Annotated in this window: 1 protein-coding gene; it reads left to right on the top strand. The window is 64.9% G+C overall.

Annotated elements, in window-relative coordinates; all coding sequences use genetic code 11:
* Positions 1-300: 300 nt before the first annotated feature.
* A complete protein-coding gene (locus ACZ89R_RS02055; protein ID WP_429546886.1) occupies positions 301-16,434 on the top strand; it encodes a non-ribosomal peptide synthetase in 16,134 nt (5,377 codons plus the stop codon).
* Positions 16,435-16,438: the final 4 nt, after the last annotated feature.

The following is a 16,438-nucleotide window of genomic DNA, read 5'->3' as shown; positions in this document are numbered from 1 at the left end:
GCAAAGCCCCGTTCTTCGCTGTTGTCCCTGCTTCCCATGACAGACATCCCGTGCCGGATGCTCTAATTTTTTCTCACTTTGTGGAAGGACATCGGCGCAACCGGACGGTAGGGCGGCCCATCGACATGCCGCGACGCCGCCCCAATCGACCTCATCGCATCAGGTGTTTGTTCGCAGCCACGATGCCTTTCCCCACGACTTTTTTTCGTCCCGCCGATTTGCAGTCGCCCAAGCCTTCACGCACCGCTGCCCTTCGACCGGAGACGTACCTCATTTGACTCTGCAAGCAGGTGCTCCGAAATGGATTCGTCGACCGATATGTTGCCTACGCAAGACTCCGTGTCCCACGAACTGGCCTCGGTCCAACAGGGCATCTGGCTTGATCAGATCGCACACCCGGACCTGCCCTACTACAACATCGGCATGTCTCTGGAAATCAGGGGCGAGATCGATATTGCGCTGTTCGAGAAAGCCATCGAACTGGTCGCCAACCGCCACGATGCCTTGCGTCTGAGCTTCAGCCACGAGGGCGGAATCGGTCGGCAACGGGTCCTGCCCCAAGTCAAAGTGAAACTGCAAGTGGTGGAGTTTTCCGAGGCCGACGACGATGCCGGGCTGGCCATGGAATACCTACGCAACGCCTTCCGCCAGCCGTTCGAGTCGCTGACCGGACAGCTTTGGGAAGCGCGCATGATCCGTTGCGGAGCGGACCGTCACTATTGGCTCAACCGCTACCACCATCTGGTCACCGACGGCATCGGCGTGGCGCTGATCGGCCATGCCGTGGGCACTGCCTACAACGCCCTGCTGGCCGGTAATGACGACGTTGCCGAAGGGCCTTCCTATCTGTCGTTCCTCGACGAAGACCGGGCTTACCTGCAGTCGTCCCGCTATGAGCGCGACCGCCTGTTCTGGCAGGAAACCTATGCACAATTGCCGCCGTCCCTGCTGCAACGCCGGGCCGATTTCAAAACCAGCCAGGCCAACGAACTGGCGCCCAGCGCCCAAGTCCAGGCCATGCTTCCCCGGACCCTGTACAACGCCCTGACGCAATTCGCCAGCGAACGCAGCCTATCCGTGGCCCATGTGCTGATCAGCGTGGTCGGCACCTATTTCTGCCGAACCGTGGGAGTCGATGAAATCGTCATCGGCATGCCGGTTCACAACCGCACCACCTCCCGGGCAAAGACCACCGCGGGTATGTTTTCTTCGGTCAGCCCGATTCGCTTACCGGTCGATCCCCAGGCCTCGCTGCTGGAGCTGATGCACACCGCTGGCGGGCAGTTGCGCCGCTGCTACCGTCATCAGCGTTTCCCCATCGCCGAACTCAACCGCAGCCTGCGTCTGGCGCAAACCGGGCGTCGGCAACTGTTTGACGTCTCGCTGTCGTTTGAAAGCCTGGACGGTGACGATCAGTTCGGCGGCACCTCGTCCCGGGTGATCACAATGGACAACGGCTACGAGCAGACGCCCATGGCGATCTTCGTGCGCGATTACCACCCGTTCGAAGACGTGCACCTGGACTTCAACTTCAACACCGCCTATTTCAGCCTTGAAGAAGCCCGGCACTTACAACAGCGCATTGTCTCGATGCTCGAAGCGGTGCTGGAGCGTTATGACACGCCGGTCGGGCACTTCCCGCTCATGAGCCAGGCCGAGCAGCAGCGCCTGCAAGTCGAGTTCAACGCCACTGCCCGCGAGTATCCTCGGGATGTGCTGATCCACACACTGTTCGAGCAGCAGGCCGAGCTGCGCCCTCACGCCTGTGCCGTGCGCGGCGACGCCGGGCCGTTGCTCAGTTATGGGCAGCTCAATCGCCAGGCCAATCAGCTCGCTCACCGCCTGATCGCGCTCGGCGTGGAGCCGGATGCCCGGGTGGCCGTGTGCCTCAAGCGCGGCCCGGAAATGGTTGTCGCGCTGCTGGGAATTCTCAAGGCCGGCGGCGCCTACGTGCCGATCGACCCGGACCTGCCGAGCGCGCGCCAGGCCTTCATGCTCAGCGACAGCGCCCCTCGGGCGGTACTCAGTTGCCACGAGCTGCTGGACCACCTGCCACCGTTGAACGTCCCGTTGCTGGCCATTGATCGCGACGCCGATGATCATGCGCAACTGGCCGCGCAACCCGAGCACAACCCGGACCCGCAGGCCCTGGGCCTCACGCCGACGCACCTGGCCTACGTGCTCTACACCTCGGGTTCCACCGGTACCCCCAAAGGGGTGATGAATGAACACCTTGGCGTGGTCAACCGCCTACTGTGGGCGCGGGACGAATACCGCGTCGATACCAACGACCGGGTATTGCAAAAGACCCCGTTCGGTTTCGACGTGTCGGTGTGGGAGTTTTTCCTGCCGTTGCTGGCCGGTGCCGAACTGGTCATGGCGCGCCCAGGCGGCCATCAGGAGCCGGACTACCTCGCCCGACTGATGCGCCACGCGGGAATCACGATGCTGCACTTTGTGCCGTCGATGCTCGACTTGTTTCTGGAACACCGCGACACCCAGGGTTTCCCCGACCTGCGTCGGGTGTTATGCAGTGGCGAAGCCCTGCCTCGCAGCCTGCAACGACGCTTCGAACAGCAACTGGCGGGGATCGAGTTGCATAATCTGTACGGCCCGACCGAGGCCGCCATCGATGTGACCGCCTGGCAATGCCGCCCCAGTGATCCCGGCGAAACCGTGCCCATCGGCAGACCGATTGCCAACATCCAGATGCATGTGCTGGATGCTCGCGGCGAACTGCTGCCACTGGGTGTGGCCGGGGAAATCCACATCGGTGGCATCGGGGTGGCTCGAGGTTACCTGAACCAGCCAGAACTGAGCGCCGAACGCTTTATCGTCGACTGTTTTTCCAGTGCCCCGGACGCACGCCTGTACAAGACCGGCGACCTCGGCCGCTGGCTGGCCAACGGTGCCCTGGAGTACCTGGGGCGTAACGACTTTCAGGTGAAAATTCGCGGTTTGCGCATCGAAATCGGCGAAGTCGAAGCTGCCCTGGCGCTGTGCCCCGGTGTTCGTGAAGTGGTGGTGATCGCCCGGGAGGACAACCCAGAGCAACCGGACAACAAACGCCTGGTGGCCTACCTGTGTGGCGAACCGGCCAGCGCCGAACAGTTGCGCGGCGAATTGCTCAAGCACCTGCCCGAATACATGGTGCCCAGCGCCTTCGTGCACCTCGACGCCCTGCCCCTCACCGCCAACGGCAAACTTGACCGCCGGGCCCTGCCCGCACCGGGCCAGGAGTCCCTGGCCAGCAGGGCCTACGAGGCGCCCCAGGGCGACACCGAAATCGCCATCGCCGGGATCTGGCAAACCCTGCTCGGCCTGGAGCAGGTCGGGCGCCATGACGGTTTCCTCGAGCTCGGCGGCCACTCGCTGCTCACCGTGCAATTGCAGGCGCGTCTGCACCAGGACCTCGGCGTCGAGATCGACCTGCGCACGCTGTTTGCCCAGACTTCCTTGAGCACCCTGGCCCAGCAGGTGGAACAGGCCAGCCAATCCCGGGTCCAGCCGATCGCCGTGGTATCCCGCGATCAGCCCGTGCCGCTGTCCCTGGCCCAGCAACGCCTGTGGTTCCTCGATCAGCTGGACCATGCCGCCAGCGTCGCCTATCACATGCCGGCCGCACTGCACCTGCGCGGCAGCCTCGACCGAAGCGCATTGCAACGCGCCCTGGACCGCATCGTCGCCCGCCATGAAAGCCTGCGCACCACCTTCGAACGCCGGGACGGCGAAGTCCATCAACGGTTCGCCGCCGCCGACAGCGGCTTTGCCCTGAAGGAACACGACCTGCAATCGCTGGACGCCGACGCCCGGCAACAGGCGCTCGAGCAACTGGCACAGGCCGAAGCCGCTGAAGCCTTCGACCTGAGCCAGGGCCCGCTGATTCGCGGGCGCCTGCTGCGTCTGGCCGAAGACGAACACATCCTGCTGGTCACCCAGCACCACATCGTCTCCGACGGTTGGTCGGTGGCGGTGCTGATCGGCGAGTTCAATAAACTCTACGCCGCCTTCAGCCAGGGCCTCGACGACCCGTTGCCGGCGCTGGCCCTGCAATACGCCGACTACGCCGCGTGGCAACAGCAACACCTGCAAGGCGAGCGCCTGCAAGCCCAGACCCGTTTCTGGCGCGAGCACCTCGGTGGCGCCCCGGGCCTGCTGGAACTGCCCACCGACCATACCCGGCCACAAGTGCAAAGCTACCTCGGGGCCGCGCTGCCGCTGCAATTGCCGGCACCACTGAGCGCCAGATTGCGCCGCTTCAGCCAGCAACAGGGGCTGACCCCGTTCATGACCCTGCTGGGGGCCTGGTCGATCCTGCTGTCGCGCCTGAGCAATCAGCCGCAGGTGGTGGTCGGCACGCCGGTCGCCAACCGCCCGCGCCGCGAAACCGAGGCGCTGATCGGTTTCTTCGTCAACACCCTGGCCCTGCGCATCGACGTCCAGGCCCACGGCCGTGTCGATGAATTGCTGGCCCAGATCAAGGCCACCACCCTCGACGCCTACAGCCATCAGGACTTGCCGTTCGAACAGGTCGTCGAAGCCCTGCAACCGGAGCGCAGCCTCGGCCATAGCCCGTTGTTCCAGGCCATGCTGGTGCTCGGCAATACCCCGCGCGACCAGGCCCTGGCCCTGCCGGGGTTGGATCTGACCCCGCTGCCCCAGGTCACCGGCACCACGCAGTTCGACTTGAGCCTGTCACTCAACGACGACGGCGACACCATCAGCGGTCAGTTCGAGTACGCCACCGACCTGTTCGACGAAAGCACCATTGTGCGTTGGGGCCGGCACTTCCTGCACCTGCTGGACGCCCTGCTCGACGACGTGGAGCAACCGCTGGCGACCCTGCCGTTGCTGGATAATCAGCAACGCCGCGAATTGCTCGGCGGCTTCAACCAGACCCACGCCCATTTCCCTGACGGCATGTTGCTGCAGGAATGGTTCGAGCAGCATGCGCAGACACGCCCGCAGGCCATCGCCGTTCAGGCCGACGGGGTCAGCCTCAGCTACGCAGAGCTCAATGCCCGGGCCAACCGCATCGCCCACCGTTTGATCGCCGCCGGCCTGCGCCCGGACGAACGCGTGGCGCTGCTGGTGGAACGCAGCCCGGAAATGATCATTGGCATCCTTGCCATTCTCAAGGCAGGCGGTGCTTATGTGCCGCTCGACCCGAACTATCCTCAGGATCGCTTGCAGCACATGCTCAGCGACAGTTCGCCGCGAGTGCTGCTGAGTCAGGGCACCCTGGCCGAACAGTTGCCACCGCTGCAGATTGCACAATGGTCGCTGAACGACGACCCGGCTGACGGCAACGCCCACAATCCGCGGGTCGACGGTTTGACCTCCCGGCATCTGGCCTACGTGATGTACACCTCCGGCTCCACCGGCAAACCAAAAGGGGTGATGCTCGAACACCGTTCGGTGTGCAACCAGATCGGCGCCCTGCAAGAACGCTATGGCCTCAATCCCCAGGACCGCATCCTGCAATTTGCCACCATGACCTTCGACATGTCCGTGGAAGAGATCTTTGGCGCGCTGCTGTCCGGCGCCACCCTGGTGCTGCGCAGCGATGCCTGGATCGCCGGCACCGCCGACTTCGCCGCACTGTGCGAGCAGCACGCCATCACCGTGGCCAACCTGCCGACGGTGTTCTGGCAACAAGTGAGTCGCGACCTGCACGTGCCACTGCCGACCTGCCTGCGTCAGTTCATGATTGGCGGCGAAGCGGTGGGCAAACAGGCCGTGGCCCAGTGGTTCGCCCGTGCCGGCCATCGTCCGGCACTGTTCAACGCCTACGGCCCGACCGAGGCCACCGTGAACGCCTCGATCCGCCTGATGGAAAGCGACAACGACGATTTCCGCTCCATCGGCACACCGGTGCGCAACACTCAACTGCATGTGCTGGATGCCGCCGCAGAACTGATGCCCCTGGGAGTGGCCGGGGAAATCCATATCGGTGGCGTGGGCGTGGCGCGCGGCTACCTCAATCGCGACGAACTGACGGCCGAGCGGTTCATCGCCGACCCGTTCAGTACTGACCCCGACGCGCGTCTATACAAGACTGGTGATCTCGGCCGCTGGCGCGCAGACGGCACCCTCGAATACCTGGGGCGCAACGACGACCAGGTGAAAATTCGCGGTTTCCGGGTGGAGCTGGGAGAAATCGAAGCCGTCCTCGCAGCCGTTGCCGGTGTGCGCGAAGCGGTGGTGGTAGCCCTGGAAAGCAAACCGGGCCAATCGGACAGTAAGCGCTTGATCGCTTATCTGTGCGGTGAGCCGGTGGCGGTGGAGCTACTGCGCGCCGCGTTGCTGGAATCGCTGCCTGAGTACATGGTGCCAAGCGCCTACGTGCACCTTGAAGCCCTGCCGCTGACGCCCAACGGCAAACTCGACCGCCGCGCCCTGCCCGCGCCGGGTCAGGACGCCTTCGTCAGCCGGGCCTATGAGGCGCCGTGCGGCGAGATCGAACAGATTGTCGCGAGCGTCTGGCAAGACTTGCTGGGCCTCGAACAGGTCGGCCGTCACGACCGTTTCTTCGAACTCGGCGGGCATTCGCTGCTGGCCGTGAGCCTGATCGACCGCTTGCGCCTGCACGGCCTGAACGCCACGGTGCGCACCGTGTTCACGGCCCCCAGCCTGCGGGAAATGGCCCAGGCCCTGAGCCGCAACAGCGAGGCACTGTTCCATGCACCGGTCAACCGCATTCCGGCCGATTGCACCGTCCTGACCCCGGACATGTTGCCGCTGGTGGAACTGACCCCGGCGCAACTTGAACGCATCGTCGCCGCCGTGCCCGGTGGTGCCGAGAACATCCAGGACATCTACCCACTGGCGCCGTTGCAGCAAGGCATTCTGTTCCATCACTTGCTGGGGCATGAAGGCGACGCCTATCTGGTGCGCTCGATGGTCGAGTTCGATGATCGTCAGCGCCTCGATGCCTTTATCACAGCCTTGCAGGGAGTGATCGACCGCCACGACATTCTGCGCAGCGCCGTGCATTGGGTTGGTCAGCCGCAAGCGGTTCAGGTGGTGCAACGCCAGGCTCGGCTGCCGGTACACAACATCACACTGGTTGCGGATGAGGACTCGCGAGTCCAACTGGAACGCTTGAGCGATCCACGGCAGCTACGCCTGGACTTGCAACAGGCGCCATTGATGCGCGCCTGCATCGCCCGTGATCCGCATTCCGAACGCTGGTTGCTGGCTCTGCTCGACCATCACATGATCAGCGATCACGTGTCCCTGGGGATCGTGCTCGAAGAAATCCAGACCCTGTTGCAGGGCCAGGGCGCCAGCCTGCCGGCCCCGATGCCTTATCGGGAGTTTGTCGCACAGATTCTCGCGACTCCCGCCCAGGTCCACGAAGCCTACTTCAGCAACCGCCTGGCCAGTGTCGATGCACCTACCGCGCCGTTCGGCGTGCTGGATGTCCAAGGCGACGGTGCCCAGGTGGTGGAAACCAGCGTGCGCCTCGACCCGGCCCTGAGCCAAAGAGTCCGCGCTCAAGCACGGACGGCCGGGGTGACGCCGGCTGTGCTGTTCCATATTGCCTGGGCCCAGGTGCTCGGGCGCTGCACCGACCGTGACGACGTGGTGTTCGGCACTGTGGTCGCAGGGCGTTTGCAAGGTTCGGCGGGGGCCGACCGGGCCCTTGGCGTGTTCATCAACACCCTGCCGGTGCGGGTGCAATTGGCCGGGGTCGGCGTCAAGGCGCTGGTGGACGAAACCTATCGCGACCTCAGCGAACTGCTGGCCCACGAACAGGCTTCCCTGGCCCTGGCTCAACGTTGCAGCGGCGTAGCTCCGGGCCTGCCGTTGTTCACCACACTGCTCAATTATCGGCATCAAACCGACGGCGGCTCACTGGCCAACGAAGATCAAGTCCTGGCCTGGGACGGCGTGCGTTTCCTGAGCAATGAAGCCCGCACCAATTACCCGATTGAAGTGGCCGTGGCGGATGAAGGCGACGACTTCTCCCTGACCGCTCAATCAATCACCGGCATCGACCCGCAGCGGATCGCCGCCTACCTCGCGCAGGCCGTGGCCGCATTGGTCGACGCCCTGGAACAGTCCCCCGACTGCCTGGCCAGCAGCCTCGACGTCGTACCCGGCGCCGAGCGCCAACTGCTGCTGCGCGACTTCAATCACACCGCCACCGAGTTCGCTGCCCCGCAGCCGATTCATGCCCTGTTTGAAACCCAGGTGCAGGCCCATCCCGAAGCGGTGGCGCTGGTCTGCGAAACGCGGCAACTGACCTATCGCCAGCTCAACCGCCGGGCCAATCACCTGGCCCGGCAGTTGCTGGTCCTCGGCGTCCAGCCCGATCAGCGGGTGGCGATCTGTGCCGAACGCAGCCTGGAAATGATCGTCGGTCTGTTGGCCGTGCTCAAGGCCGGCGCAGCCTATGTGCCGATCGACCCGGCCCACCCCGCCGAACGCATGGCGTTCATGCTGCAGGACAGTCAGCCCCGCGCGCTGTTGACCCCATCGACCCTCACCTGGCCGGCGGGCGAGCTGCCGCTATTGTTGCTCGACACCCGCGAGTCACTGCAGGCCGCCGACGATCCGGCCTTCGATGCCAACCCCGTGGTGCCGGGCCTGACGCCGGAACACCTGGCCTATGTGATTTACACCTCCGGCTCCACCGGGCAGTCCAAAGGCGTGATGGTCGAGCACCGTTCGGTGTTCAACTTCTGGCAGGTGCTGACCCGCACCACCCATCAGCATTGCCCGACCCCGGCCACCGTGGCCCTGAATGCCGGGTTCTTCTTCGACATGTCGATCAAGGGCATCGCGCAGCTATTCTCCGGCCATCGCCTGGTGATCATCCCGCAACTGATCCGCGCCAGCGGCAGCGAGTTGCTGGACTTCCTCGAGCAGCATCAGGTGCACGCCTTCGACTCGACCCCGTCGCAGCTCGACACCTTGCTCGCCGCCGGCCTGCTGGAACGCCGCAGCTACCAACCGGTGAGCGTGCTGCTCGGCGGCGAGGCGATCAACGCCGCGACCTGGGAGAAGTTGCGCAACTGCCAGACCATCCATTTCTACAACATGTACGGCCCGACCGAATGCACGGTGGACGCCACCATCGACCTGATCCGCGACCTCGGCGAGCGGCCAAGCATCGGCCGGCCGATTGCCAACGTTCAGGTGCATGTGCTGGACGCACGCGGCGAACCAACGCCGCTGGGCGTGGCCGGCGAGCTGCATATCGGCGGTGCCGGGGTGGCCCGTGGTTACCTCAATCGCGACGCGTTGAGTGCCGAACGTTTTATCGTCGACCCGTTCAGCAGCGCCCCGAACGCACGCCTGTACAAGACCGGCGACCTCGGTCGCTGGCTGGCCGACGGCACGCTGGAGTACCTGGGGCGTAACGACTTCCAGGTGAAGATCCGTGGGTTCCGCATCGAGCTGGGGGAAATAGAGAGTGCGTTGCTGGACTGTGCCGGTATCACCGACGCCGTCGTTATCGCCCGAGAGGACAATCGATTGGTGGCGTACTTGTGCGGCGAACCGGCCAGCGCCGAACAGTTGCGCGGCGAATTGCTCAAGCACCTGCCCGAATACATGGTGCCCAGCGCCTTCGTACACCTCGACGCCCTGCCCCTCACCGCCAACGGCAAACTCGACCGCCGGGCCCTGCCCGCACCGGGCCAGGAGTCCCTGGCCAGCAGGGCCTACGAGGCGCCCCAGGGCGACACCGAAATCGCCATCGCCGGGATCTGGCAAACCCTGCTCGGCTTGGAGCAGGTCGGGCGCCATGACGGTTTCCTCGAGCTCGGCGGCCACTCGCTGCTCACCGTGCAATTGCAGGCGCGTCTGCACCAGGACCTCGGCGTCGAGATCGACCTGCGCACGCTGTTTGCCCAGACGTCCTTGAGCACCCTGGCCCAGCAGGTGGAACAGGCCAGCCAATCCCGGGTCCAGCCGATCGCCGTGGTCTCCCGCGATCAGCCCGTGCCGCTGTCCCTGGCCCAGCAACGCCTGTGGTTCCTTGATCAGCTGGACCATGCCGCCAGCGTCGCCTATCACATGCCGGCCGCGCTGCACCTGCGCGGCAGCCTCGACCGAAGCGCATTGCAACGCGCCCTGGACCGCATCGTCGCCCGCCATGAAAGCCTGCGCACCACCTTCGAACGCCGGGACGGCGAAGTCCATCAACGGTTCGCCGCCGCGGACAGCGGCTTTGCCCTGAAGGAACACGACCTGCAATCGCTGGACGCCGACGCCCGGCAACAGGCGCTCGAGCAACTGGCACAGGCCGAAGCCGCTGAAGCCTTCGACCTGAGCCAGGGCCCGCTGATTCGCGGGCGCCTGCTGCGTCTGGCCGAAGACGAACACATCCTGCTGGTCACCCAGCACCACATCGTCTCCGACGGTTGGTCGGTGGCGGTGCTGATCGGCGAGTTCAATAAACTCTACGCCGCCTTCAGCCAGGGCCTCGACGACCCGTTGCCGGCGCTGGCCCTGCAATATGCCGACTACGCCGCGTGGCAACAGCAACACCTGCAAGGCGAGCGCCTGCAAGCCCAGACCCGATTCTGGCGCGAGCACCTCGCTGGCGCCCCGGGCCTGCTGGAACTGCCCACCGACCACTCCCGGCCACAGGTGCAAAGCTACCTCGGGGCCGCGCTGCCGCTGCAATTGCCGGCACCACTGAGCGCCAGATTGCGCCGCTTCAGCCAGCAACAGGGGCTGACCCCGTTCATGACCCTGCTGGGGGCCTGGTCGATCCTGCTGTCGCGCCTGAGCAATCAGCCGCAGGTGGTGGTCGGCACGCCGGTCGCCAACCGCCCGCGCCGCGAAACCGAGGCGCTGATCGGCTTCTTCGTCAACACCCTGGCCCTGCGCATCGACGTCCAGGCCCACGGCCGTGTCGATGAATTGCTGGCCCAGATCAAGGCCACCACCCTCGAAGCCTACAGCCATCAGGACTTGCCGTTCGAACAGGTCGTCGAAGCCCTGCAACCGGAGCGCAGCCTCGGCCACAGCCCGCTGTTCCAGGCCATGCTGGTGCTCGGCAACACCCCGCGCGACCAGGCCCTGGCCCTGCCGGGGTTGGACCTGACCCCGCTGCCCCAGGTCACCGGCACCACGCAGTTCGACTTGAGCCTGTCACTCAACGACGACGGCGACACCATCAGCGGTCAGTTCGAGTACGCTACCGACCTGTTCGACGAAAGCACCATCGTGCGTTGGGGCCGGCACTTCCTGCACCTGCTGGACGCCCTGCTCGACGACGTGGAGCAACCGCTGGCGACCCTGCCGTTGCTGGATAAACAGCAACGCCAGCAACTGCTGGAGGCGTTCAACCCGGCCAGCGTCGCCCTGGACGAAAGCCCGAGCCGTTTCCCTCACGCCGTCTTCGAAGCACAAGTGATCCGCACCCCGGATGCCGTGGCACTAGTCTGCGCCGGGCAAGCGCTCAGCTATGCGCAGCTCAATGCCCAGGCCAATCGCATTGCTCACCGCCTGATAGCGCTGGGCGTGCAACCCGACGACACCATCGGCCTGTGCGCGCGCCGCAGCCCGGAGATGGTGATCGGCTTGCTGGGCATCTTGAAAGCCGGCGCGGCCTATGTACCGCTCGACCCGCAATACCCGGCGGAACGCCTGGCCCACATGCTGGCCGACAGCACGCCACGGGCACTGGTTCGCCAGCAAGGTCTGGAGGCACTGCCGGTGCCCGAGGGTCTGGTGACCCTCGAACCGGGTTGCCCGTCGCTGCTGCAGTTCCCTGCGCACAACCCTCAGGTGCCGGAGCTGAACTTCGGCCATCTGGCCTACGTGATCTACACCTCGGGATCCACCGGGTTGCCCAAAGGCGTGATGGTGGAGCATCGGGGCCTGCGCAATTTGCTGGACTGGTACCTCGACGACCTGGCGTTCAATGCCACGGATGCCGTGTTGCTGGCCTCGTCCTATAACTTTGACCTGACCCAGAAAAACATCCTGGCGCCGCTGATGGTCGGTGCCGCCCTGCACCTGGCCGAAGAACCTTTCAACCCCGCCGCCATCGTCGCGCAGATCGCCGAGGCCGGCATTACCCACCTCAATATGTCGCCAAGTGCCTTCCACGCGCTGGTCGATGCCGATCGACATCAGGCCTTGGCCTGCCTGAAACGGGCGGTCCTGGGTGGCGAACCGATTCAGATCGCCATGCTGGAAAAACTCGCCCAGCCACGGCCAGCGGTGATCAACAGTTACGGGCCGACCGAGTGCAGTGACGTGGTCGCCTGGCACACGGCGGATACCGACCTTGCGACCTACCGGGACCAGCCGATCCCGATCGGCAGGCCGATCCGCAATATGCAGCTGCATGTACTGGACAGCCACGGACAACTGTTGCCGTTGGGTGTGCACGGCGAGATCCATATCGGTGGCGTGGGTGTGGCGCGCGGCTATCTCAATCGCGAAGCGCTGAGTGCTGAACGCTTTATCGCCGATCCGTTCTCCGGCGCGGCCAACGCCCGCCTGTACAAGACCGGCGACATCGGTCGCTGGTTGCCCGACGGCACCCTGGAATATCTGGGGCGTAACGACGATCAGATAAAAATCCGTGGCTTGCGCGTCGAGCTGGGGGAAATCGAAGCCGTCATCGCCGCACTCCCGGGTGTGCACAAAGCCGCAGTCGTTGCCCGCGATCACCAGTGCGGGAGCAAACGCCTGGTGGCCTATCTGTGCGGCGAACCGGCAGCGGCTGAACACTTGCGCGCAGCGCTCTTGAACCACCTGCCAGACCACATGGTGCCCAGCGCTTTCGTGGTGCTGGACGCGCTGCCGCTGACCCCTAACGGCAAACTCGACCGCCGCGCCCTGCCCGAACCTGATCAAGACGCCTACGCCAGCCGGGCCTATGAGGCACCGCAAGGCACGGTGGAAGTGACCATTGCCGGCATCTGGCAGCAACTGCTGGGGCTCGAGCGCGTCGGACGCCACGACGGTTTCTTCGAACTCGGTGGCCACTCGCTGATGGCGGTCAGCCTGATCGAACGCCTGCGCGAACAAGGCCTGAACGCCGATGTCCGCAGTGTCTTCAGTGCCCCGAGCCTGCGGGAGCTGGCCCTGGCCCTGACACATGCCGAAGACTTGGCCTTCCAGGCCCCGGCCAACCGCATCCCGGCCGCTTGCCACGCAGTGACCCCGGACATGTTGCCACTGGTGGAGCTGACTCCAGCCCAGCTCGAACGCATCGTCGCCGCCGTGCCCGGCGGCGCGGCGAACATACAGGACATCTACCCGCTGGCGCCGCTGCAACAAGGCATCCTGTTTCATCACTTGCTGGGGCATGAAGGCGACGCCTATCTGGTGCGCTCGATGCTCGAATTCGATGATCGCCAGTGCCTGGATGCCTTTATCGCGGCCTTGCAACAGGTGATCGATCGCCACGACATATTGCGCACCGCCGTGCATTGGGACGGTTTGCCCCAGGCGGTACAAGTGGTACAGCGCCAGGCGCGGTTGCCGGTGCACAGTGTCACCCTTGATAGCCACAAAGACCCGCTCGGCCAGCTTGAAGCCCTGAGCGATCCACGGCAGTTGCGCCTGGACCTGCGTCAGGCACCGCTGATGCGTGCCTGCATCGCCCGCGATCCGCATTCCGAATGCTGGATGCTCGCGCTGCTCAATCACCATATGGCCAGCGACCACGTGACCCTGGAAATCGTTCTGGAAGAAATCCACGCGATTCTCCACGGCCAAGGCGACAACCTGCCGACACCGCACCCCTATCGCGACTTCATCGCCCAGACCCAGGCCACCCCGGCCCGGTTCCACGAAGCCTATTTCCGCCGCCGTCTGGCCGACGTCAATGCGCCCACCGCGCCCTTCGACTTGCTGGAAGTGCAAGGTGACGGCAATCACATCGAAGAAGCCAGTGTGCAGTTGAGCGTCGAACTCAACCTGCGCATCCGGGCCCAGGCCCGGGAATGGGGGATTACCCCGGCGGTGCTGTTCCATGTCGCCTGGGCGCAGGTACTGGCCCGTTGCACCGGTCGCGATGACGTGGTGTTCGGCACCGTGGTCGCCGGTCGTCTGCAAGGTTCGGCGGGGGCCGAACGCGCCCTCGGGGTGTTCATCAACACCCTGCCGGTGCGGGTGCAACTGGCCGAAGGAGGCGCCAATGACCTGGTGCTGACGACCCACCGCGACCTCAGCGAACTGCTGGCCCACGAACAGGCTTCCCTGGCCCTGGCCCAACGCTGCAGTGGCGTGGCCGCCGCTTTGCCGCTGTTCACCACCTTGCTCAACTACCGACACCAGAGCGATGACAGCCAGTTGCAATGGCCGGGCATGCGCATTCTGAGCAGCGCCGAGCGCACCAACTACCCGCTGACCCTGTCGGTCAACGATTACGGCGATGCCTTGGGGCTGGCGGTGCAAAGCGTGCAAGCGGTGAACCCGCAACGCATCTGTGCCTTGATGCAGCGCGCCCTGGAGCAACTGACCCAAGCGTTGATGTACACGCCGAGCCTCCCGGTCACGCAACTGGATGTGCTGCCACCCCAAGAGCGCACCCTGCTGCTGGAAACCCTCAATAAAACCCAGGTGGATTACCCGACGCACCTTTGCATTCAACAGCTGTTCGAAGAGCAAGTGCGGCGCACCCCCGATGCCAGCGCTCTGGTCGATGCACAGCGTCAGCTCAGTTATGCCGAACTCAACACCCAGGCCAACCGCCTTGCGCATCACCTGATCGCCGCAGGCACCCAACCGGGTGATCTGATTGCGATCTGCGTCGAACGCGGCGCGCCAATGATCAGCGGTCTATTGGCCATTCTCAAGGCCGGCGCCGCTTACGTGCCGTTGGACCCGACCTACCCGGCCGAGCGCCTGGCGTCGATTGTCGAAGATGCCCAGCCACGCTTGCTGTTGGCCGATCCCGTGGGGCGAGCAGCCGTGGGTCCGCTGCAAGGCAACACCCGCTACCTGGCCATCGAACAGGCGCTGCCGACGGAGTTGAGTGCGCACGATCCACATTTCGACGCCGCCACCCTGACCCCGGTGCACCTGGCCTATGTGATTTACACCTCCGGGTCCACCGGCAAACCCAAGGGCGTGATGATCGAACACCGTAACCTGGTCGCGTCGACCCTGGCCCGGTGCACGGTGTATGCGCCGACTACCGATCAACGCTTCCTGTTGCTGTCGTCGATGGCTTTCGACAGTTCCGTGGCGGGGATCTTCGGCACCCTGATCAGCGGCGGCACCTTGTGCATCCCGGACGCCGAGACCGCTCGCGACCCCGAAGCCATCGCTCGCTTCATCACCGAACAGGCCATCACTTCGCTGTTGTGCGTGCCTTCCCTCGGGCGCCTGGTGCTGGCCAGCCTTGGAGCCACGGGCGGTCGCAGCAGCCTGCGGGAGATGATCGTCGCCGGTGAAGCCTGCCCGACCCTGTTGGTGCAAGAGTGCGCCGGGTTCGAACCGGCCATTGCCCTGTACAACGAATACGGCCCCACCGAAGCCACCGTCTGGGCCACGGTGCATCGCTGCACGCCCGATGAACAGGGCTCGGTGCCGATTGGTCGGCCGATCCCCAACACTCGCCTGTACCTGCTCGACAAGCAGGGCCTGCCGGTGCCGCTCGGCGTGCCGGGCGAGCTCTATGTGGGTGGCGCCGGGGTGGCCCGAGGTTATCTGAATCGTCAGTCGTTGAATGCCGAACACTTCCTCACTGACCCGTTCGGCCTGACCGATGAGGCGCGGATGTACCGCACCGGCGATCTGGTGCGCATGCGCGATGATGGGGTAATCGAGTTCCTCGGTCGCAATGACCAACAGGTGAAGATCCGCGGCTTTCGTGTCGAACCCGGCGAAATCGAAAGCCTGATGCTCACTCTGCCGGGCGTGCGTGAGGCGGCAGTCATCGCTCGCGAAGATGCACCGGGGGCGATGCGCCTGGTGGCTTACCTGAGTGTCGAGCCGCACCTGGCCGGTCGCAACGCCAGCAGCACGTTGCGGCCTTACCTGACCTCACAGTTGCCGGACTACATGGTCCCGGCGGCATTCGTGGTGGTCGAGCGGCTGCCGTTGACCCCCAACGGCAAGCTGGACCGCCGCGCCCTGCCGGCCCCCCGCACCGAGGACTTTGCGTACCGCCAGTACGAAGCGCCCAACGGCGAAACCGAAGCGCTGCTGGCGGCGATCTGGACCGACCTGCTGGGCCTGGAGCGGATCGGCCGTCACGACGACTTCTTCGAACTCGGCGGCCATTCGCTGCTGGCGGTGCAAGTCACGCTCCGGGCGCGGGAAACCTTCGGCGTCGAAGTGCCGCTTCGGGGGCTGTTCGAACACCCGTCGCTGCTGGCCCTGGCCGACCTGATCAACACCCTGCAGCTGGCGCAATACGAGTCGGATGAACTGCTGGACCTGCAACAAGAAATGGCTTCGCTGTCTGAAAGCGAACTGCTCGCTATCGTCTCCAAGGATGCTTAATAAA

It is taken from the genome of Pseudomonas sp. TE3728, from assembly GCF_056279145.1.
This window is presented reverse-complemented; position numbering and strand designations above follow the sequence as displayed.

Coding starts and splice junctions, on each gene's coding strand:
- ACZ89R_RS02055 (WP_429546886.1), top strand. CDS start 301: ATGGATTCGTCGACCGATATGTTGCCTACGCAAGACTCCGTGTCCCAC.